The organism is Streptomyces sp. NPDC048481, assembly GCF_043200075.1.
Classification (GTDB): Bacteria; Actinomycetota; Actinomycetes; order Streptomycetales; family Streptomycetaceae; genus Streptomyces.
Window position 1 is genome coordinate 150,190 of sequence record NZ_JBICXC010000005.1, and the last position, 19,073, is coordinate 169,262.

Consider the following 19,073-nt stretch of genomic DNA (forward strand, 5'->3'; position numbering starts at 1 on the left):
TCGATCGACCCTCCAGGGTAGTCGGGCGGGCCGTGCCGCCGGCCCACCCGTCCGGCGGGGGGCCGAGGGGCGCGTTCGGCGGCTCCCGGGGCGTGCGCCGTCCGCCGGGCGCGGGGTGGCCAGAGTGTGCGCTGTCCGTCGGCGGCGCGTGCGCGGCCGGCTCGCGCCCCTCGGGGCGTGACGGGGGTGCGGTCGCCCCCGGCGGACGGCGTCCGGTGGTGCGCGCCGACGCGACAGCGCCCGGTGCGAGCCGGGGGCGCACATCCTCGGGCGAGCCCTTGGGAGAGGGACCGGCGTCCGGCTCTCAGGCCGTTCCGCGCAGGGGGCCGAACCATGAGGGGTCGTCCATGGCGCCGTCGTCCTCGTGCCACTGCGGAGGCGCGGACACGACGAAGCTCCTCAGGTCCCGCCCCAGCAGGAACAGGCGCCCGGGCCTCACTTCCAGCCCGTGGTCGAGTGCCACCCTCTCGCACTCCCCGTCGTCGGCCCGGCGGATGACCAGGCCCTCGTAGCCGGGGCGCACGAGCATGAGGTCGACGTTGCCGAAGTGGACGTCGATCCGGGTCTCCGGCGGCCTGTCCCGGCTGCTGCGCAGAAGCAGCCGGCGATGACCGACGGTGTACTGCCAGACCTTGAAGTACCGGTCCGACCGGAACAGCTCGGGACCGGCGGACCGCGGCGCCGTCTCACCCATCGAGATCCTCCCTGGAGTCCGTCGAAGTCCTTCGGAGGCCGGCCGGGCCGGCGCGCGGGGCCTCTGGCCGCTCCCGGCACCCGGGCGTCGCTAGCGCGCGCCCTCGACGACCGTCGCCCCCGGGGCGGGCCCGGACGCGATGCGGACGCTTCGGCAGGTGCCCGACGTGCGCAGCGCCCCCGCGATCCCTTCGGCGGCCTCGCCGTCGCGGGCGAGGAACGCGGTGGTCGGGCCCGAGCCCGAGACCAGGCTCGCGAGCGCCCCGGCCGCGCGTCCCGCGGCGAGCGTGTCCGCCAGCTCGGGGAAGAGGGAGAGGGCCGCGGGCTGGAGGTCGTTGGAGACGGTGGCCGCGAGCGCGTCGGGGTCGCCCTTGGCGAGGGCGTCGAGGAGTTCGCGCGAGGCGGCCGGCTCGGGGACGTCGAGGCCCGCCGTCAGCCGGTCGAACTCGCGGAACACGGCCGGCGTCGACAGGCCCCGCGAGGCCGTCGCGAAGACCCAGTGGAAGGCGCCGCCGGTCTCCAGGGCCGTCAGCCGCTCGCCGCGCCCGGTGCCCAGGGCCGCACCGCCGACCAGGCTGAACGGCACGTCGCTGCCCAACTCGGCGCAGATGCCGAGGAGTTCCTCGCGGGACGCGCCGAGGCCCCACAGCGCGTCGCAGGCCAGCAGGGCGCCCGCGCCGTCCGCGCTGCCACCGGCCATGCCCCCGGCGACGGGGATGTCCTTGACGATGTGCAGATGCACGTCGGGGCTGCGCCCGTACCGCCCGGCCAGCGCGATCGCGGCCCGCGCGGCCAGGTTCGTGCGGTCCAGGGGGACCTGGGCCGCGTCCGTGCCCTCGCAGGTGACCCGCAGCCCGTCGGCCGGGGTCACGGTGACCTCGTCGTACAGACCGACGGCCAGGAAGACGTTCGCCAGGTCGTGGAACCCGTCCGGGCGGGCGGCGCCCACCGCCAGCTGCACGTTGACCTTGGCGGGCACCCGCACGGTGACGCTCACTCGGACGGCTCCTCGAAGACCTTGTGCTCGGCGATCCTGGCGAACTCCTCGACCGTGAGGGCCTCGCCGCGGGCCTGCGGGGAGACGCCGGCCGCCACCAGGGCGGCCTCGGCGAGCGCCGCGGAGCCCGCCCAGCCCGCCAGCGCCGCCCGCAGGGTCTTGCGGCGCTGCGCGAACGCCGCGTCGACGACGGCGAACACCTCGCGGCGGGACGCCGTGGTCGCGATCGGCTGCTCCCGCCGCACCAGCGACACCAGCCCGCTGTCCACGTTCGGCGCGGGCCAGAAGACGTTGCGCCCGATCGCGCCGGCCCGCTTGACCCGCGCGTACCAGTTGGCCTTCACGGAGGGCACGCCGTACACCTTCGAGCCGGGCCCGGCGGCGAGCCGGTCGGCGACCTCCGACTGGACCATGACGAGGGTGCGCTCGATGGTGGGGAAGGTCTCGAGCATGTGCAGCAGCACGGGCACGGCCACGTTGTACGGCAGGTTCGCGACCAGCGCGGTCGGGGCCGGACCGGGCAGCTCGGCGACGTGCATCGCGTCGGAGTGCACCAGCGCGAAGCGCTCCGCCCGCTGCGGCATCCGCGCCGCGACCGTCGCGGGCAGCGCGCTCGCCAGGACGTCGTCGATCTCGACGGCGGTGACCCGGTCGGCCGCCTCCAGCAACGCCAGGGTCAGGGACCCCAGCCCCGGGCCGACCTCGACGACCACGTCGTCGGACCGGACCTGCGCGGTGCGGACGATACGGCGGACCGTGTTCGCGTCGATCACGAAGTTCTGGCCGCGCTGCTTGGTGGGCCGCACGCCGAGGACCGCCGCGAGCTCGCGGACGTCGGCGGGGCCCAGAAGGGCGTCGGGGGTGGGGCTGCTGGTCACGGGACAAGGGTACGGGGACCGCACCGCCCCTCCCGCCCGGCGTGTCTCACCCGTGCAGGCGCGTCCCGCAGTGCGGCCACGGGCCGGCCCCCCGGCGCACGTACAGCTTCTTCGCGCGGAACGTCTGCTCCGCCGCGGGCGCGTCCTGCGGCCGTCCGCTCCCGCCGAGGCTGTGCCAGGTGCGGTTGTCGAACTGGTACAGCCCGCCGTAGTTGCCCGACGGGTCGACGGCGTTCGGCCGGCCGCCCGACTCGCAGGCGGCCAGGGACTGCCAGTTCAGGCCGTCGGCCCTCTGCACCGACGTCGGCCGCGGCTTGGTGCCGACCTTGACCACCTGGGCGCGCGGCGCCCGCACCACCTCGTCGCGGATCCGCCGCGGCCGCTGCCGCACCCCGTTGACGGTGCGCAGGGCGTACGTGACGCGGCGCAGGCCGGGCTGCCCGGTCCGCTCCACCACCTCGGTGCCCTTGAACAGCGAGGGGTCCTCGGTGCGCCGCACCGGGAACGGGATCTGCTCCTCGCGCACCTCCTGGGAGCCGGTGATCCGCAGCACGGTGACGGTCTGCCCGTCGCGCGGGAAGCTGCCGGGGTCGACGGAGGTGGTGTCCTGCCCGCGCAGGGTGATCCCGGCCGCCTGGACCGCCTCGCGCACGGTGGCGGCGTTGGTGCGGACGGTGCGGGCGCGGCCGTCGGCCATGACGGTGACCGAGCGCTCGGTGCGCACGTCCAGCGCGAGCCCGGCGCGTCCGATGGGCTGCGAGCGCGAGACGGACATGTACGCGCCCTCGGCCCGCACGCCGAGCTGGCGCAGCGCCTCCTCCACGGTGGACGCGGTCGTCCACATCTCGTGGCGGTGGCCGTCCAGGGTGAGGCGGACGGGACGTCCGTAGCGGACGGCGATCTCGTCGCCGCTGGTGAGGGGTGTGCCGGGGGCGGGCGCCACCATGTCGTGCGCCCCGACCTTCACGCCCTCCTCCGCGAGGAGTTCGCCGACGTCGTCGGCGAAGGTGTGCAGGGTGCGCGGCTTGCCGTCGACGGTCAGCTCGACCGCCTTGTCCTCGGCGACGAAGGCCGTGGTGCCGCCGGCCAGGAACGCGACGACCAGCGCCTGCGGGAGCAGCCGGCGCATCGCGGACTCCGGGCGCTCGGCGGAACGGGCTCTCCGCCGGCGCTCGGCCCGCCCGGACTCGGCGGCCGGGAAGGGCTGCGGCGCGGGGAGCTGGAGCGTCTCGGGCGGCCTGGGCCGTGCCGCGTGGGGGTCGTACGGGCCGGCCTCGTAGGGACCGGGCGCCGCCGGGTGGGGCACACGCGGCTGGGGTGGCGGGGGCGGCGGGGGCGGTTCGCAGGCCTCGTACGCGGGCCGGTAGGTGTCGTCGTAGGTCCCGGGGGCCGCGTACACGCCGTACGCGACGGTCTCCGCGTTGTGCAGGTCGACGTACGGCCCGCCACCGCCGTAGGGCTCGTACTCGAGGTGCTGCGAGTTGCTCACGCCGACACGCTCCAGGGGGTGGGCTCCGGATCGGGCCCCCAGAACCTAGCGGAGCGGCGGTCACTCTCCAAAGTGGCGCGGCTACCCAGCGTCGCGTTCGATTCCGTCCACTCGCCCTCAGTAGCCGAACGCGCGTGCCGTGTTGGCGGCGAGTGCCGTGGCCAGGGCGTCCTCGCCGACCCCGCGCACGGCGGCCATGGCACGCACCGTGACGGGGACGAGATAGGGCGCGTTGGGCCGTCCGCGGTAGGGCGCGGGGGTCAGGAAGGGGGCGTCGGTCTCCACCAGGAGCAGTTCCGGCGGGGCCACGGCGAGGGCGTCCCGCAGGTTCTGCGCGTTCTTGAAGGTGACGTTGCCGGCGAAGGACATGAAGTACCCGGCGCGGGCGCAGATCTCCGCCATCTCGGCGTCGCCGGAGTAGCAGTGGAAGACGGTGCGCTCGGGCGCGCCCTCCTCCTTCAGCACGCGCAGGACGTCGGCGTGGGCGTCGCGGTCGTGGATGACCAGGGCCTTTCCGTGCCGCTTGGCCATCTCGACGTGCGCGCGGAAGGAGTACTCCTGGGCTTCCTTGCCCTCGGGGCCGGTGCGGAAGTAGTCGAGCCCGGTCTCGCCGACGCCCTTGACGTGCGGGAGCGCCGCCAGGCGGTCGATCTCGGCGAGCGCCTCGTCGAGCGCCGCCGCGCCGCCCGCCCGGCGGGCGCCCTGCCGGGACCAGTTGTCGGGGTCGCCGTGCACGATGCGCGGCGCCTCGTTCGGGTGCAGGGCGACCGCCGCGTGGACGGCGTCGTGCGCTGCCGCCGTCTCGGCGGCCCACCGGGAGCCCCGGACGTCGCAGCCGACCTGGACGACCGTCGTCACGCCGACCGACGCCGCCTTCGCGAGGGCCTCCTCCACCGTGTCCGTCTGCATGTCGAGGTGGGTGTGGGAGTCGGCGACCGGCACTCCGAGGGGGGCCGGGAGCGGCGGCGCGGCACTGGTGTCGGCGTTCCTGCCGGCGTTCGAGGGCATGCCCCGATCCTACGGAAGCGGCCCGGCCGCCCGCCGACGCCCTCGCAGCCGGCAGGAACGCCCGGCGCTACCCCGCCTTGCGGTGGAAGGGGTGCAGGAGGTCGGAGAGGTGCCAGTGGTGATCGGCGTGGGCGGTGTGCTCGCCCGTGCCGCCGGTCCCGGGGGCCTCGACGGGGCCGGCCGGGGGCGCGGTCTTGCGCGGGCGGGAGGCGTCGCGCACGGACGAGACCTGTCCGGCCCGCATGATCCGCACGACGTGGCCGTCGCAGTTCAGGCACGCGGGGCGGCTCAGCGGCGACGGCACGACCCGGCCGTCCGCCACGTAGAGGACGAACTGGTGTCCGTCGCCGTCGGTGTGGTGCTCGATCTCGTACGACTGCTCCCAGCCGTGCCCGCACCGCATGCAGGCGAAGGAGTACGACTCGTTGACGACGGCGCTCGCGCCGTCGCGGAGGCCGGTCTGCCCTGTGATGTCACTCATGCCAGCTCCTGCTGTCCGCTGGACAAGCGCTCCCGGCGCGGGAGTTCCCCCCGGAACGCCCTTGGGAACGAGGGACGGGTGCGTCCCTGTCACCAGTGGACTCCTCGGCGGACACGAAGGCATCAGGCCTGTGCACTGTTGGAGGCGATTTGGACTTTCCTTGCCGAAGGGGCCGCGGCGAGGGGCCTGGGCTTTGCTTTCGGCGACAGCCCTTTGCCCCCGCATGGGGCGCACGCTCAGACGACATGCGCCCTGCTCAGAGGGGGTGTGAGCCGCTTCACAGCACCTCGGTCACAGCCGTCACGGGCGTGCCGCGGGAGCCGTCGCGCGGTCCCGCGCCCCGGTCACCCGAACGCGCGCGAGGCGTCACGACTCCGCCGCCACGTCTGCCCCGTCACAGCTCCCCCGCGTTCTTCGCGGCCACCACCGCGTCGAACACCTCGCGCTTGGGCAGCCCGGTCTCCGCCGCCACCGCCGCGATGGCCTCCTTGCGCCGCTCGCCCGCCTCCTCGCGCACCCGCACCCGGCGCACCAGCTCCGCCGCGTCGAGTTCCTCGGGCCCGCGCTCGGGCGCGCCGGTGACGACGACGGTGATCTCGCCGCGCACCCCCTGCGCGGCCCACTCCGCCAGCTCGCCGAGCGGCCCGCGCCGCACCTCCTCGTACGTCTTGGTCAGCTCGCGGCACACGGCGGCCCGGCGGTCCGCGCCGAACACCTCGGCCATCGCGGCGAGGGTGTCGTCGAGCCGGTGCGGGGCCTCGAAGTAGACGAGGGTGCGCCGCTCCTGCCCGACCTCCCGTAGCCGCGACAGCCGCTCCCCCGCCTTCCTGGGCAGGAACCCCTCGAAGCAGAACCGGTCGACGGGCAGCCCGGACAGCGCCAGCGCGGTGAGGACGGCCGACGGGCCGGGGACGGCGGTGACGCGCACGTCCCGTTCCACGGCCGCGGCGACCAGCCGGTAGCCCGGGTCGGACACGGAGGGCATCCCGGCGTCGGTGACCAGCAGCACCCGTGCGCCGTTCACCAGCTCCTCGACCAGCTCGGGCGTGCGGGCGGACTCGTTGCCCTCGAAGTACGACACCACCCGCCCCTTGGGCGTCACGCCCAGCGCCTGGGTCAGTCGGCGCAGCCGGCGGGTGTCCTCGGCGGCGATCACGTCGGCGCCGGTCAGCTCGTCGGCGAGGCGGGGCGGGGCGTCCGCGACGTCGCCGATGGGGGTGCCGGCGAGCACGAGGAGTCCGGAGGCGGTTCGGGGCGTGGCAGTCACGTTTCCATCCTCGCAGGGGACGGACGCGGGACTCACACAGACCTGTTCCCTACGATGGCGCGGTGACCAGTACCGCGTCCTCCATGGACTCAACGGACTACCGGCAGGGCCGGACGCCGCACGACCGGCGGCCGTCGTGGCAGCAGCGGCTGCGCCGCTTCGGATACACGGCGGAGCCCGCCGCCGACGTCCGCGAGCGGCTGTCGCCGCCGTACGCGCAGCCCGGCCCGCGGCTGTGGCAGGCGCTCGGCGTCCCGCACGGGTGGGCGGACCGGATCGCGCGCTGGTCGCCGTGGGGCGGTCCGCTGCTGGTCACGCTGTTGGCGGGGGTGCTGCGGTTCTGGAACCTGGGCAGCCCCAAGGCGGTGATATTCGACGAGACGTACTACGCCAAGGACGCGTGGGCGCTCGTCCACCGCGGGTTCGAGGTCAACTGGGACAAGAACGCCAACAATCTGATCCTCTCCTCGGGCGGTCACGTCTCCGTGCCGACGGAGGCGGCCTACGTGGTGCATCCGCCGGTCGGCAAGTACGTGATCGGGCTCGGGGAGCTGCTCTTCGGGTTCGACCCGTTCGGCTGGCGGTTCATGACCGCCCTGCTGGGGACCCTCTCGGTGCTGCTGCTGTGCCGGATCGGCCGCCGCATCTTCCGCTCCACGTTCCTGGGCTGCCTCGCCGGAGCCCTGATGGCCGTGGACGGGCTGCACTTCGTGATGAGCCGCACCGCGCTGCTCGACGGGGTGCTGATGTTCTTCGTGCTGGCCGCGTTCGGCTGCCTGGTCGTCGACCGCGACCGGGCCCGCGCGCGGCTCGCCGCCGCGCTGCCGCCGGACGCCGACGGCCGCCACCGCCCGAACGCGGACGTCGCGGAGAGCACCGGGCTGGGCCTGCGTCCGTGGCGCTGGGGGGCGGGCCTGTTCCTGGGGCTGGCCATCGGCACCAAGTGGAACGGCCTGTACATCATGGTCGCGTTCTGCGTCATGTCCGTGCTGTGGGACGTGGGTTCGCGCCGGGTGGCCGGCGCGCGCCACCCGTACCGGACGGTCCTCAGGCGCGACACGGGCCTGGCCTTCCTCGCCACGGTCCCGGTCGCGCTGGTGACGTACCTGGTGTCGTGGACGGGCTGGATCCGTTCCGCCGCCGACGGCAAGGGCGGCTACTACCGCAACTGGGCGGCCGTCGACGGCAAGGGCGGCAGCTGGACGTGGCTGCCGGACTGGCTGCGCAGCCTGTGGCACTACGAGCACGAGGTGTACGAGTTCCACACCCACCTCACCTCGCCGCACCGCTACCAGTCGAACCCGTGGAGCTGGCTCGTCCTGGGCCGTCCGGTGTCGTACTTCTACGAGTCGCCCGCGCCCGGCAAGGACGGCTGCCCGGCCGACGCGAGCGGGAAGTGCGCCCGCGAGGTCCTCGCCATCGGCACGCCGCTGCTGTGGTGGGCGGCCTGCTTCGCCGTCCTGTACGTGCTGTGGCGCTGGCTGCTGCGCCGGGACTGGCGGGCGGGCGCGATCGCCTGCGGCATCGCGGCCGGCTATCTGCCGTGGTTCCTGTACCAGGAACGCACGATCTTCCTCTTCTACGCGGTCGTCTTCCTGCCCTTCCTCTGTCTGGCGGTGGCGATGATGATCGGCGCGCTGGTCGGTCCACCGGGCTCCAACGACACCCGCCGCGTGGCGGGAGCGACGGGCGCGGGCGTCCTCGTCCTCCTGATCGCCTGGAACTTCATCTACTTCTGGCCCCTCTACACGGGCCAGGCGATCCCCATCGACTCCTGGCGCTCGCGAATGTGGCTGGACACCTGGGTCTAGCGGGACGGACGTCTGTCCACGGGGCCGCGGCGCAACGCCGTGGCCCCGTGGCCGTTGCCGGTCGTCGTCGGCGGGGTCGTTGCCGGTCGTCGTCGGTCGTCGTCGGCTGATCCGCCGCCGATGTTCGTACAACCTTCACCTAATGGCGGGTGTCTAGGTGTACACGGCATGTATCACGCCGTACCGAACTCAGGAGCACCCCTATGTCCAGCGATGCGCTGATGACCTTCAAGAGCCACATCGAAGGCAAGAACGCCGACGTGACCATCTGTCACGACCGGATCGAGTGGGCCCGCAGCCGCGGCATGAGCGCCAAGAAGCTGACGGCGGGATTCCTGACCGGCGGCGCGTCGCTCCTGGCCACGGGGGTCCGCAGCTCCGACGCGGGCACCGAGATGATTCCGGTCAGGAGCATCTCCAGCGTGGTGACCAAGCGGGACGGCCTGCTGTTCACCAAGGTGGTGGTGGTCGCTTCGGGCAACACGATCGAGTTCCGGGTGCCGCACGACGCGGCCCCCGGCATCAAGGCGCTGCTCACCGACCTGGTGCTCGGCAAGATCCCCGCCCCCGGCCAGGCTTCTCCTGCCGCGACCGCTCACCCCGTTCCGGCGGCGGCCCCCTCGGCGCAGGCGAGTTCGCCCGTGGAACAGCTGCGACAGCTGGCGGAGCTGCGGGACGCGGGCATCCTCTCGGAGGAGGAGTTCACGGCCAAGAAGGCGGAGATCCTCGCCCGCATGTGAGGCGACCGACGGCCACGACGCGCAGGTCAGGCGTTGTGGCCGTCGCCTTCGCAGTCGCGGTGACGGCCGCGGTTCATGTATGTGGCCGGATACACGGGGCTAACGATTGCGGAAACTGATGCCCCGCGCGCCACCGTTACCGCTTACTGTGACCCGGAGAAGAGCTTTCTGAACGCGTTCAGAAAACGCGGGGCGGGAAGCCGCTACGGGGAGGGGTTCACAGATGCGCAAGGGGGCCAAGGCGGCCGTGATCGGCTCGGTCTTCGCCGTGATGGTGGGCGGGGCCGGGTACGGGGCCTTCAACATCGTGAACGCGCTGAACGACAGCGGGACCACCGCGTCCGGGGGCGCCGGGCCGGCGGCCGTGAAGAGCGGGCCGCCCAGCGCGTCCGAGGTGAAGGACACCAGCGCCGCGTTCTTCGCCGCCTGGACGAAGGGAGAGGCCGAGGCCGCCGCCGACCTCACCAACAACGCGGCCCGCGCCGAGCCGCTGCTCGCCTCCTACGCCGCCGCGCACATCACCGGCGTGAAGATCACGCCGGGCGGCGCGTCGGGCGCCGTGGTGCCCTACACGGTCCGGGCGACGGTGTCCTACGGGGGGAAGTCCAAGCCGCTGTCCTATGCGAGCCGGCTCAAGGTCGTGCGGGGCGTGACGACCGGCAAGGCGCTGGTGGACTGGCAGCCGTCGGTCGTCCACCCGCAGCTGGCGAAGATGGACGACACGCTCGTCGCGGGCGCGTCGTCGGCGCCGGCGATCGAGGCCGTCGACCGCGACGGCAAGGTGCTGACCAAGGAGAAGTACCCCTCCCTGGGGCCGATCCTGGACCAGCTGCGCGCCAAGTACGGCGACAAGGCGGGCGGCACGCCCGGCATCGAGCTGGCGATCAGACACGCCGACCAGGGCTCCGCCGACACCTCGCTGCTGACACTCGCCGAGGGCCGGCCCGGCAAACTCCGCACCACGCTCGACGCGGGCGTGCAGGCGGCCGCCGAGAAGGCCGTGCAGAGGTACCCCCAGTCGTCCACGGTGGCGGTCAAGCCCAGCACGGGCGAGGTGCTTGCCGTCGCCAACAACCGCACCGACGGCTGGAACGCCGCCTTCCTCGGCGAGGTCGCGCCCGGCTCCACGATGAAGATCGTCAGCGCGGCCACCCTCATCGACAAGGGCCTCACCACCGCGAACGGTCCCGCTCCCTGCCCCGAGTCGGCCGTCTCGGACAGCCAGACCTTCCACAACCTCAAGAACATGAAGCCCGACGAGAAGGCCACGCTCTCCGAGAGCTTCGCCCGCTCCTGCAACACGGCGTTCGTCAAGTTCGCCGACGAGGTCGAGGACGACTGGCTGAACGCCGAGGCCCGGGACCGCTTCGGCATCGGCCTCGACTGGAAGACCGGCATCCCGAGCTTCGACGGGTCGGTCCCGGTCTCCTCCGGCCCGGACACCGCGGCCGGCCTCATCGGCCAGGGCCAGGTGCAGATGAACCCGCTGAACCTGGCGTCGGTGACGGCGACCGCGATGACGGGCGCGTTCCGCCAGCCGGTGATCGTCCCGCTCGCCCTCGACGGCCGCGAGCCGGCGCGTGCGCGCGGGCTCGCGCCGGGCACCGTGCAGCAGCTGCGCGCGATGATGAACCGCACCGCGACCAGCGGCACCGCGGCGAACGTGATGGCCGGGCTGAGCGGCCGGATCGGCGCGAAGACCGGCTCCGCCGAGGTCGACGGGCAGTCCAGGTCCGACAGCTGGTTCACCGGCTACCGCGACGACGTCGCGGCCGCGGCGATGACCCAGGACGGCGGCCACGGCATCGACGCCTCCGGCCCGCTCGTGGCGGAGGTGCTCCGGGCGGGCTGAACGCCGTACCGGAACCGGCTCTTGCGGGGTGGCTGACGTCACACGTGACGTCGCGTGCACCGACGTGCGCCGAGGGGACTCTAGGGTGGTAGCCGTCGTCGGGGTCAGTGAGGGCGACGAGGGCAACGGGGCTGGGGGGAGAGCCCCTGGGGATCCGGAGGATCTGGCAGTGGGCAAGAGAAGGCGCGTCGAGGAACGAAGCGGCAGGCGGCGTCCCGCCGTGGTCGGCGGCATGATCGCCGTCGTGGTCGGCGGAGCCGGGCTCGGCGTCTACGCGCTGTACGGCGGAGCCGCGGCCGACGACGGCTCGGCCGCGGCGGCCAACGGCCGCCAGGTGCCCAGGGTCCGGGCCGACGCCCCCTCGACGGCCGAGGCCGAGGCCCTGGCCGCCCGGTTCCTGACGGCCTGGCAGAAGGGCGACGCGGCCCGGGCCGCCGCCGTCACGGACGACTCCGCGGCCGCCGCCGCCCTGCTCACCGGTTACGCCAAGGACGCCCACATCACGGACGTCACCCTCACCCCGGGCACGGCGGCGGGCGTCAAGGTCCCGTTCTCCGTGAAGGCCACGGTGAAGTACAAGAACGTCGGAAAGCCGCTGGCCTACGACAGCGCGCTCACGGTGGTGCGCAACCCGAAGAACGGCAAGGCGCAGGTCGACTGGCACGCCTCCGTCGTCCACCCCGACCTCCAGGACGGCGACACGCTCGTCACCGGCGCATCCGGCACCCCGCCGGTCCGGGCCGTGGACCGCGACGGCGGCGAGCTGACGGCGGCGAAGTACCCCTCCCTGGGCACGGTGCTGGACGGGCTGCGGGAGAAGTACGGCAAGAAGGCCGGCGGCAAGGCGGGCGTGGAGCTCCAGGTGGTCCGCGGAAAGGCGTCGAAGGCGAAGAAGGCCTCCGACAAGACGCTGCTGGAACTCAGCAAGGGCACCCCGGGCACGGTGAAGACGACGCTCAGCCCGAAACTCCAGGCCGCCGCCGAGAGCCAGGTGGCGAAGAGGGCGCGCTCCTCGGTCGTGGTGCTGCGCCCCTCCACGGGCGAGATCCTCGCGGTGGCCAACGCGAGCCCCGGCTTCAACACCGCGTTCAACGGCTCGCTCGCGCCGGGCTCCACGATGAAGGTCGTCACGTCGTCGCTGCTCATCGACAAGGGGCTGGCGTCGGCGGACAAGACGCACCCCTGCCCGAAGACGTTCACCTACGGCGGCTGGAAGTTCCACAACGACGACGACTTCGAGATCAAGGGCGGCTCGTTCAAGGCGAGTTTCGCGCGCTCCTGCAACACCGCCTTCATCAGCCAGGCCCCCGAGCTGAGCGACGACAGCCTGACCAGGCAGGCCCAGCAGGTGTTCGGCCTGTCGATGAACAACTGGGCGATCGGCGTCCCGTCCTTCGACGGCTCGGTTCCGGTGCAGTCGAAGGCGCAGATGGCGGCCTCGCTCATCGGGCAGGGCGGGGTGCGCATGAACCCGCTGAACATGGCGTCGGTCGCCGCCACCGTGAAGGCGGGCTCCTTCCACCAGCCGTATCTGGTCGCCCCGTCGGTGGACGGCCGCACCCTGGCGTCGGCCTCGCGGACGCTGTCGCCGTCGACGCTGGCGCAGTTGCGCGAGCTGATGAACTACACGGCCGCGGCCGGCACGGCCGCCGAGGCGATGTCCGGTCTGGGCCCCGACTACGGCGCCAAGACGGGCTCGGCCGAGGTCGACAACCAGGACAAGCCCAACGGCTGGTTCACCGCCTACCGCGGCGATCTGGCGGCCGCGGGCGTGGTGCAGGCGGGCGGCCACGGCGGCGACACGGCCGGCCCGATCGTGGCGGCCCTGCTGCGGACGGGCGGCTGAGCGCGGACCAGGGCCGGCCAGGTGCGGTCAGGTGCCGGAAGGGCAAGCCTTGCGCCAGGGGTGGAGCCCCGGCCGACCGCGGCGTCCGGTCAGTGCGGGACGGGCTGCTGGGCGGTCGCCATGTAGGTGCGGCGCAGGAACCGCAGCAGGGTCTTCGACTCGAACTGGACGACCGAGACGCCGTGCGCGGAGTGGAACTCGACGACGGCCTGGACGCGTCCGCACGGCCACACCCGGACCTCGCCGGTGCCGGCCGGGGCGCGCAGGCCCTGTTCGAGGAGGGTGCGGGAGAACGTCCACTCCCGGCGGTCGGGCAGCCCGACGCGCACGGATCGCGGGTCCTCGGGGTCGAAGCGCAGGACGACCGGAACGGCCGTCTCCTCCTCGATCCGGTCGGCGTCGGAGACGATGTGGGCTCGCGCGTACTGCTCGACTACAGTCATCGACCGGCCCTCTCACGCAGCGTGACCTGTGCGGAAGCTGTGCATCCGCTCCCCCTCCAATGTCGCATATTTTGCGGATTGCGCTCCCCGCACCGCCATATCTCACCTGTGCGATACACGGATCGGGCCCGAGGTCCGGGTGCGGCTCCGGCGCGGCGCCCGACGCCGGGCGCGGTCCCCGGCCGTCTTCCGCGGACGAATACCTCGCTCTTGCGAACCGTTCGCATTAAGCCACTATCATCGTCGGGTGCACGTACCCGACGGATTCATCAACGCCCCGACCTCCGCGGTGACCGGAGTGGTCGCCGCCGGCGCCATCGCCGTGAGCCTGCGCGGCGCGCGGCGCGAACTGGACGACCGGACCGCGCCGCTGGCCGGCCTGGTCGCGGCCTTCATCTTCGCCGTGCAGATGCTGAACTTCCCCGTCGCCGCCGGAACGAGCGGCCACCTGCTGGGAGGCGCGCTCGCCGCGATCCTCGTGGGCCCCTTCACCGGGATCCTGTGCGTGTCGGTGGTCCTGCTGATGCAGGGCATCCTCTTCGCCGACGGCGGGCTCACCGCCCTCGGCGTGAACATCACCGACATGGCGATCGTGACGACGGTCGTGTCCTACGCCGTCTTCCGCGGCCTGGTGAAGGTCCTGCCCCGCGGCCGCCGCTCCCTCACGGCCGCCTCCTTCGTCGCCGCCCTGCTGTCGGTGCCCGCCGCCGCCGTCGCCTTCACGCTCATCTACTGGACAGGCGGCACCACCGACGTGGCGATCGGCAAGGTGGCCGGCGCGATGATCGGCGTGCACGTCCTGATCGGCGTGGGTGAGGCGGCGATCACCGCGCTGACCGTCGGCGCGGTCGTCGCCGTCCGCCCGGATCTCGTGCACGGCGCGCGCGACCTGCGGCCGACGCTGAGACTGCGGGTGAACGGCGAGCTGGTCGACGCGCCCGCCGGCGCCGCGCCCGTGGCGGTCCGCGCCTCGCGGCGCACGCTGTGGGTGACCGGCCTGGTCACCTCCCTCGTCCTGGCCGGCTTCGTCAGCTTCTACGCCTCCGCGAACCCCGACGGCCTGGAGAAGGTCGCCGCGGACCACGGCATCGACAAGCGGACCGAGAAGCACGCCGCCTCCGACTCCCCGCTCGCCGACTACGGCGTCAAGGACGTCACCGACGCCCGCCTGTCGGGCGGCCTGGCGGGCGTGATCGGCGTCGGCACCACCGTCGTCGCGGGCAGCACCGTGTTCTGGGCGGTGCGCCGGCGCCGCACCCGCGACGTGTCCCCCGTCTCCACGAGCGGCGTCTGACCCATGGGAGCGGGACACGCGCACCGGCTCTACCGCCACGGCCACTCGCCCGTGCACGGGCTGCCGCCGCACACCAAGCTCGCCGCCGCCTTCGGGTTCGTGGTCGTCGTCGTGTCGACGCCGCGGGAGGCGATGTGGGCGTTCGCCCTGTACGCCGTCCTGCTCGCGGCCGTCGCGCACCGGGCGCGCGTGCCGGCCGGCTTCCTGCTGAAGCGGCTGCTCATCGAGGTGCCGTTCGTCGCGTTCGCCGTGCTCATGCCGTTCGTGGCCGAGGGCGAGCGGGTGGACGTCCTCGGGCTCTCCCTCAGCGTCAACGGCCTGTGGGGCGCCTGGAACGTGCTCGCCAAGGGCACCCTGGGCGTCGCCGCCTCCGTGCTGCTGGCGTCCACCACGGAGCTGCGCGAGCTGCTCCTCGGCCTGCAACGGCTGCGGCTGCCCCCGCTGTTGGTGCAGATCGCCTCCTTCATGATCCGCTACGGCGACGTCATCGCGGACGAGATGCGGCGCATGCGGATCGCCCGGGAGTCGCGCGGCTTCGAGGCGCGGGGCGTGCGGCACTGGGGGGTGCTCGCGAAGTCGGCGGGTGCGCTGTTCATCCGCTCCTACGAACGCGGCGAGCGTGTGCACCTGGCCATGATCAGCCGGGGGTACGCCGGTTCGATGCCGGTGATCGACGAGGCGACCGCGACCCGGGCGCAGTGGTCGTACGCGCTGATCCTCCCGTTCGCCGCCCTCGTCGTCTGCGTGTTGGGATGGGCCCTGTGACTGACGTTTCCCTGGAGGTCTCCGGCCTCGCCTTCGCCTATCCCGACGGCCATCAGGCCCTGTTCGGCGTGGACTTCACCGTCGCGCGCGGCGAGCGGGTCGCGCTGCTCGGGCCGAACGGCGCCGGCAAGACGACCCTGGTGCTGCACCTCAACGGCATCCTCGCCGGCGGCGCCGGCACGGTGGCGGTGGCCGGGCTGCCGGTCGGCCGGGAGCACATGGCCGAGATCAGGCGCAGGGTCGGCATCGTCTTCCAGGACCCCGACGACCAGCTGTTCATGCCGACCGTGCGCGAGGACGTGGCGTTCGGGCCCGCGGCGGCCGGGCTGAAGGGGCCCGCGCTGGAGGCGCGCGTCGACCACGCCCTCGCGCAGGTGGGCATGGCCGGGTTCAAGGACCGTCCGCCGCACCACCTCTCCTTCGGCCAGCGCCGCCGCGTGGCGGTCGCGACGGTGCTCGCGATGGAGCCCGAGATCCTCGTCCTGGACGAGCCGTCCTCCAACCTCGACCCCGCCTCGCGCCGCGAACTCGCCGACATCCTGCGGTCGTTGGACGTGACGGTGCTCATGGTCACGCACGACCTGCCGTACGCCCTGGAGCTGTGCCCGCGCGCCCTGATCCTCAGCGAGGGCGTCATCGCCGCGGACGGCCCGACGGGCGAGCTGCTCTCCGACGACGCCCTGATGCGCGCACACCGGCTGGAGCTGCCCTTCGGGTTCGACCCGCGCTCCGCGACAATGGGCGCGTGACGAACGACGGACCCACCGCCGACGGCTCGCTGCTCCTCGACGAGCAGCTGTGCTTCGCCCTGTACGCCGCCCAGCGCGCGGTGACGGCCGCGTACCGTCCGCTCCTGGACGAACTGGGCCTCACCTACCCCCAGTACCTGGTGCTGCTGGTGCTCTGGGAGCGCGGGGAGACGACCGTCAAGGAGCTGGCCGCGGCCCTGCGGCTGGACTACGGCACGATGTCGCCGCTGCTGAAGCGGCTGGAGGCGGCGGGCCTGGTGCGCCGGGAGCGTGCGCCGCGTGACGAGCGCTCGGTGCTGGTGGCGTGCACCGGGCGCGGCGAGGAACTGCGGGAGCGCGCGGGGCGGGTGCCGGGTGCCCTGCTCGCGTCCACGGGCCTGGAGCCGGCGGAGGTCGCCCGGCTGCGCGAGGAGCTGTGGGGCCTCGCGGAGCGCGCGCACCCGGCGGCCGACCGCCCCCGCTAGACCGCCCTCGCCGGACCGCCACCGCTAGACCGCCCTCGCCGAGCCGCAGCCCTCGCCGGACCGCCGCCCTTCGGCGTTACTCGCGGTTACTACCCCCTGCCCCGACACACCTACCTACCGGCCGGTACCTTGTGCACGATGTAATTGGGGAAGATGCTGGGGAGGGTCCGCCGTGACAGAAGGCGCCGCAGTCGGCACCACCGGGGACGCCGGGGCCGCCGGTACCGCCGACACCCGTCCGACGAAGATCATGTACGTCGCCGAGGCGACCGCCCACGGCGGCCGCGACGGGTATGTGACCAGTCAGGACGGCCAGATCGAGCTGAAGGTGGCGATGCCGCCGCAGCTCGGCGGCGACGGCAACGGCACCAATCCGGAACAGCTCTTCGCCGCCGGATACAGCTCCTGCTTCCACAACGCGCTGATCCTCGTCGGCAACCGGGCGGGCTACGACCTCACGGGCTCGACGGTCGCGGCCAAGGTCGGCATCGGCCCGAACAGCAGCAAGGGCTACGGCCTCGCGGTCGCCCTCAGCGTCTCGCTCCCGGTCCTCGACCCGGGCCTCGCGGAGAAGCTGGTCGACGCGGCGCACCAGGTCTGCCCCTACTCCAACGCCACGCGCGGCAACATCGATGTAACGATCATTCTCGGCTAGCGGGACGAAGGAATCGCAGGCCGGTCCGGGGCGTTCCCCGAGGAGTCGAAGGCGATCTCAGAGAGGACGTGCGGGCGTGGACGTGAACGGTGCGGTGGCCGAGGGCTTCGAGCCGGTCCGGGAGGCGTTCGCGCGCAACTTCGAGACGCTCGGGGACCGCGGCGCGGCCGTCGCCGTCTACCGCGACGGGCGCAAGGTCGTCGACCTGTGGGCCGGCACGCGCGACGTGGACGGCGCGGCCCCCTGGGAACGGGGCACCGCCCAGATCGTGCGCTCGGCGACCAAGGGCGTGGTCGCCGCCGCCCTCCTGCTGCTGCACCAGCGCGGCGAACTGGACCTGGACGCGCCCGTGGGGGCGTACTGGCCCGAGTACAAGGCGGCCGGCAAGGAGCGCACCCTCGTGCGGCACGTCCTCGCGCACCGTGCGGGCGTACCGGTGCTGGACCGGCCGCTGACCCCCGCCGAGGCCGCCGATCCCGCCCTCGGAGCGGCGGCGGTCGCGGCACAGGCCCCCGCCTGGGAGCCGGGCACGGACCACGGCTACCACGCGCAGACGTACAGCTGGCTCACCGGCGAGCTGGTGCGCCGGATCACCGGACGGCCGGTCGGGGAGTGGATCGCCGACGAGATCGCCCGGCCCGTCGGAGCCGACCTGTGGCTCGGGCTGCCGCCGTCGCAGCGCGCGCGGGTGGGGCGCGTGGGACAGGTGGAGGCGCCGGTGCGCGCGGGCGCGCTGAAGACCCGGCCCAAGCCGGCCGTCGCCGCCGCCTACGCCGACCCGCACTCACTCACCCGCCGCGCCTTCGCCGCGATCACCCCGCTGCCCGACGAGAACGACGACGCCTACCGGGCCGCGGCCCTGCCCGCCTCCAACGGCATCGCCACCGCCGACGGCCTCGCCCGCTTCTACGCCTCGCTGATCGGCGAGGTCGAGGGCGGGACACGGCTGCTTGGGCCGGAGACGGTGGCGCTCGCGCGCGGCGAGCAGTCGTCCGGCCCGGACCGGGTGCTCGTGGTGAACACCCGCTTCGGCCTCGGCCCGATGCTGCACGGCGCCGCGTCCCCGCTGCTGTCCCCCCGCTCCTTCGGCCACCCGGGCCGCGGCGGCGCCCTCGGGCTGGCCGACCCCGAGTCGGGGATCGCCTTCGGCTACGTCACCAACGGCTTCCGCAAGAGCGTGACGGCGGACCCGCGCGCCCAGGCCCTGCTGCGCGCCCTGCGCACCGCGACGGCGGCGACGCCGGCGGACTGACGGGCCCGCTCCCGGCCGCCCGGCCGCCGGCGCCCGCCACCCGCCGAGCCGCCCGCCGACCTACACGTTGATGGAGTGGGACCGCCGGCCCGAGGCGTCGTCGATCTCCAGATGCGCCTTGGTCAGCAACTGCATGGCGATCTCGTTGAGGGCACGGGCGCCCGCGATCTCCTCCCCGACCCGCGGCTGGTTGGCGTCCACGGTGTGCCGGGAGGCGTGGCCGTGCGCCCTCACCTCGGTCCCGTCCGGCAGCCGCACCATCGCGACCGCCCTCGTGTGCCGCTCGTCCTCCTCGAACTCCAGCTCGACGTGCCAGCCGACCGTGGTGTGCATGACGGTCATGACGATCACCTCCGAAGCTCCTGCTTCCAGGGTGCCTCTCCGCACCG

19 protein-coding genes are annotated in these 19,073 nt (G+C 73.6%); 10 read left to right on the plus strand and 9 right to left on the minus strand.

Annotated elements, in window-relative coordinates:
• Positions 1 to 304: 304 nt before the first annotated feature.
• From ACGFSH_RS17635 to rsmI, 7 genes are all read right to left on the minus strand, one after another.
• Positions 305 to 694 (minus strand): hypothetical protein, encoded by a 390-nt coding sequence (locus ACGFSH_RS17635; protein ID WP_393349403.1) that lies wholly within the window; start codon positions 692 to 694, stop codon positions 305 to 307.
• 90 nt (positions 695 to 784) lie between these two features.
• Positions 785 to 1,690 (minus strand): 4-(cytidine 5'-diphospho)-2-C-methyl-D-erythritol kinase, encoded by a 906-nt coding sequence (locus ACGFSH_RS17640; RefSeq protein ID WP_393349405.1) that lies wholly within the window; start codon positions 1,688 to 1,690, stop codon positions 785 to 787.
• Positions 1,687 to 2,568: a 16S rRNA (adenine(1518)-N(6)/adenine(1519)-N(6))-dimethyltransferase RsmA gene (gene rsmA / locus ACGFSH_RS17645; RefSeq protein ID WP_393349407.1), complete on the minus strand. Its 882-nt coding sequence runs from the start codon at positions 2,566 to 2,568 to the stop codon at positions 1,687 to 1,689. Before rsmA ends, ACGFSH_RS17640 begins: the two co-directional genes overlap by 4 nt.
• 46 nt (positions 2,569 to 2,614) lie before the next feature.
• A complete protein-coding gene (locus tag ACGFSH_RS17650) occupies positions 2,615 to 4,057 on the minus strand; it encodes a ubiquitin-like domain-containing protein (protein ID WP_393349408.1) in 1,443 nt (480 codons plus the stop codon).
• 117 nt (positions 4,058 to 4,174) lie between these two features.
• Positions 4,175 to 5,065, minus strand: coding sequence for a TatD family hydrolase (locus ACGFSH_RS17655; RefSeq protein ID WP_393349410.1), 891 nt, complete (start codon positions 5,063 to 5,065; stop codon positions 4,175 to 4,177).
• Positions 5,066 to 5,132: 67 nt separating this feature from the next.
• A complete protein-coding gene (locus ACGFSH_RS17660; RefSeq protein ID WP_393349412.1) occupies positions 5,133 to 5,546 on the minus strand; it encodes a hypothetical protein in 414 nt (137 codons plus the stop codon).
• A gap of 394 nt (positions 5,547 to 5,940) precedes the next feature.
• Positions 5,941 to 6,813, minus strand: a complete 873-nt coding sequence (gene rsmI, locus ACGFSH_RS17665) for a 16S rRNA (cytidine(1402)-2'-O)-methyltransferase (RefSeq protein ID WP_393349414.1) — start codon at positions 6,811 to 6,813, stop codon at positions 5,941 to 5,943.
• A gap of 62 nt (positions 6,814 to 6,875) precedes the next feature.
• Here rsmI and ACGFSH_RS17670 point away from each other — a divergent pair, with 62 nt between their 5' ends.
• From ACGFSH_RS17670 to ACGFSH_RS17685, 4 genes are all read left to right on the plus strand, one after another.
• A complete protein-coding gene (locus ACGFSH_RS17670) occupies positions 6,876 to 8,624 on the plus strand; it encodes a dolichyl-phosphate-mannose--protein mannosyltransferase (RefSeq protein ID WP_393349415.1) in 1,749 nt (582 codons plus the stop codon).
• 203 nt (positions 8,625 to 8,827) lie between these two features.
• A complete protein-coding gene (locus ACGFSH_RS17675) occupies positions 8,828 to 9,364 on the plus strand; it encodes an SHOCT domain-containing protein (protein ID WP_393349417.1) in 537 nt (178 codons plus the stop codon).
• 223 nt (positions 9,365 to 9,587) lie between these two features.
• Positions 9,588 to 11,216, plus strand: a complete 1,629-nt coding sequence (locus ACGFSH_RS17680; RefSeq protein WP_393349419.1) for a penicillin-binding transpeptidase domain-containing protein — start codon at positions 9,588 to 9,590, stop codon at positions 11,214 to 11,216.
• A gap of 169 nt (positions 11,217 to 11,385) precedes the next feature.
• Positions 11,386 to 13,062 (plus strand): penicillin-binding transpeptidase domain-containing protein, encoded by a 1,677-nt coding sequence (locus ACGFSH_RS17685; protein ID WP_393349421.1) that lies wholly within the window; start codon positions 11,386 to 11,388, stop codon positions 13,060 to 13,062.
• Positions 13,063 to 13,151: 89 nt separating this feature from the next.
• Here ACGFSH_RS17685 and ACGFSH_RS17690 read toward each other — a convergent pair whose 3' ends face one another.
• On the minus strand, positions 13,152 to 13,505 hold the full coding sequence (locus tag ACGFSH_RS17690) for an SsgA family sporulation/cell division regulator (RefSeq protein WP_393349423.1): 354 nt from the start codon (positions 13,503 to 13,505) through the stop codon (positions 13,152 to 13,154).
• Between the two features lie 247 nt (positions 13,506 to 13,752).
• Here ACGFSH_RS17690 and ACGFSH_RS17695 point away from each other — a divergent pair, with 247 nt between their 5' ends.
• The 6 genes from ACGFSH_RS17695 (at position 13,753) to ACGFSH_RS17720 (ending at position 18,684) form a co-directional block, all read left to right on the plus strand.
• Positions 13,753 to 14,799 carry an energy-coupling factor ABC transporter permease gene (locus ACGFSH_RS17695; RefSeq protein WP_393349424.1) on the plus strand — a complete coding sequence of 349 codons (1,047 nt, stop codon included), beginning with the start codon at positions 13,753 to 13,755 and terminating at the stop codon, positions 14,797 to 14,799.
• 3 nt (positions 14,800 to 14,802) lie between these two features.
• The gene (cbiQ, locus tag ACGFSH_RS17700; protein ID WP_393349426.1) at positions 14,803 to 15,564 is read left to right on the plus strand and encodes a cobalt ECF transporter T component CbiQ; all 762 of its coding nucleotides are present in this window, start codon (positions 14,803 to 14,805) and stop codon (positions 15,562 to 15,564) included.
• The gene (locus tag ACGFSH_RS17705; protein ID WP_393349428.1) at positions 15,552 to 16,313 is read left to right on the plus strand and encodes an energy-coupling factor ABC transporter ATP-binding protein; all 762 of its coding nucleotides are present in this window, start codon (positions 15,552 to 15,554) and stop codon (positions 16,311 to 16,313) included. Before cbiQ ends, ACGFSH_RS17705 begins: the two co-directional genes overlap by 13 nt.
• Positions 16,310 to 16,777, plus strand: a complete 468-nt coding sequence (locus ACGFSH_RS17710; RefSeq protein WP_393349430.1) for a MarR family winged helix-turn-helix transcriptional regulator — start codon at positions 16,310 to 16,312, stop codon at positions 16,775 to 16,777. The genes ACGFSH_RS17705 and ACGFSH_RS17710 overlap by 4 nt, the downstream gene beginning before the upstream one ends.
• A gap of 250 nt (positions 16,778 to 17,027) precedes the next feature.
• Positions 17,028 to 17,432 (plus strand): organic hydroperoxide resistance protein, encoded by a 405-nt coding sequence (locus ACGFSH_RS17715; protein ID WP_256916206.1) that lies wholly within the window; start codon positions 17,028 to 17,030, stop codon positions 17,430 to 17,432.
• Between the two features lie 76 nt (positions 17,433 to 17,508).
• Positions 17,509 to 18,684 carry a serine hydrolase domain-containing protein gene (locus ACGFSH_RS17720; RefSeq protein ID WP_393349432.1) on the plus strand — a complete coding sequence of 392 codons (1,176 nt, stop codon included), beginning with the start codon at positions 17,509 to 17,511 and terminating at the stop codon, positions 18,682 to 18,684.
• Between the two features lie 60 nt (positions 18,685 to 18,744).
• Here ACGFSH_RS17720 and ACGFSH_RS17725 read toward each other — a convergent pair whose 3' ends face one another.
• Entirely contained in the window at positions 18,745 to 19,026 is a 282-nt protein-coding gene (locus ACGFSH_RS17725; RefSeq protein ID WP_329410852.1) for a DUF1876 domain-containing protein, read from the minus strand.
• Positions 19,027 to 19,073: the final 47 nt, after the last annotated feature.

Coding starts and splice junctions, on each gene's coding strand:
- ACGFSH_RS17690 (WP_393349423.1), bottom strand. CDS start 13,505: ATGACTGTAGTCGAGCAGTACGCGCGAGCCCACATCGTCTCCGACGCC.
- ACGFSH_RS17635 (WP_393349403.1), bottom strand. CDS start 694: ATGGGTGAGACGGCGCCGCGGTCCGCCGGTCCCGAGCTGTTCCGGTCG.
- ACGFSH_RS17680 (WP_393349419.1), top strand. CDS start 9,588: ATGCGCAAGGGGGCCAAGGCGGCCGTGATCGGCTCGGTCTTCGCCGTG.
- ACGFSH_RS17725 (WP_329410852.1), bottom strand. CDS start 19,026: ATGACCGTCATGCACACCACGGTCGGCTGGCACGTCGAGCTGGAGTTC.
- ACGFSH_RS17715 (WP_256916206.1), top strand. CDS start 17,028: ATGTACGTCGCCGAGGCGACCGCCCACGGCGGCCGCGACGGGTATGTG.
- ACGFSH_RS17660 (WP_393349412.1), bottom strand. CDS start 5,546: ATGAGTGACATCACAGGGCAGACCGGCCTCCGCGACGGCGCGAGCGCC.
- ACGFSH_RS17655 (WP_393349410.1), bottom strand. CDS start 5,065: ATGCCCTCGAACGCCGGCAGGAACGCCGACACCAGTGCCGCGCCGCCG.
- ACGFSH_RS17675 (WP_393349417.1), top strand. CDS start 8,828: ATGTCCAGCGATGCGCTGATGACCTTCAAGAGCCACATCGAAGGCAAG.
- cbiQ (WP_393349426.1), top strand. CDS start 14,803: ATGGGAGCGGGACACGCGCACCGGCTCTACCGCCACGGCCACTCGCCC.
- ACGFSH_RS17705 (WP_393349428.1), top strand. CDS start 15,552: ATGGGCCCTGTGACTGACGTTTCCCTGGAGGTCTCCGGCCTCGCCTTC.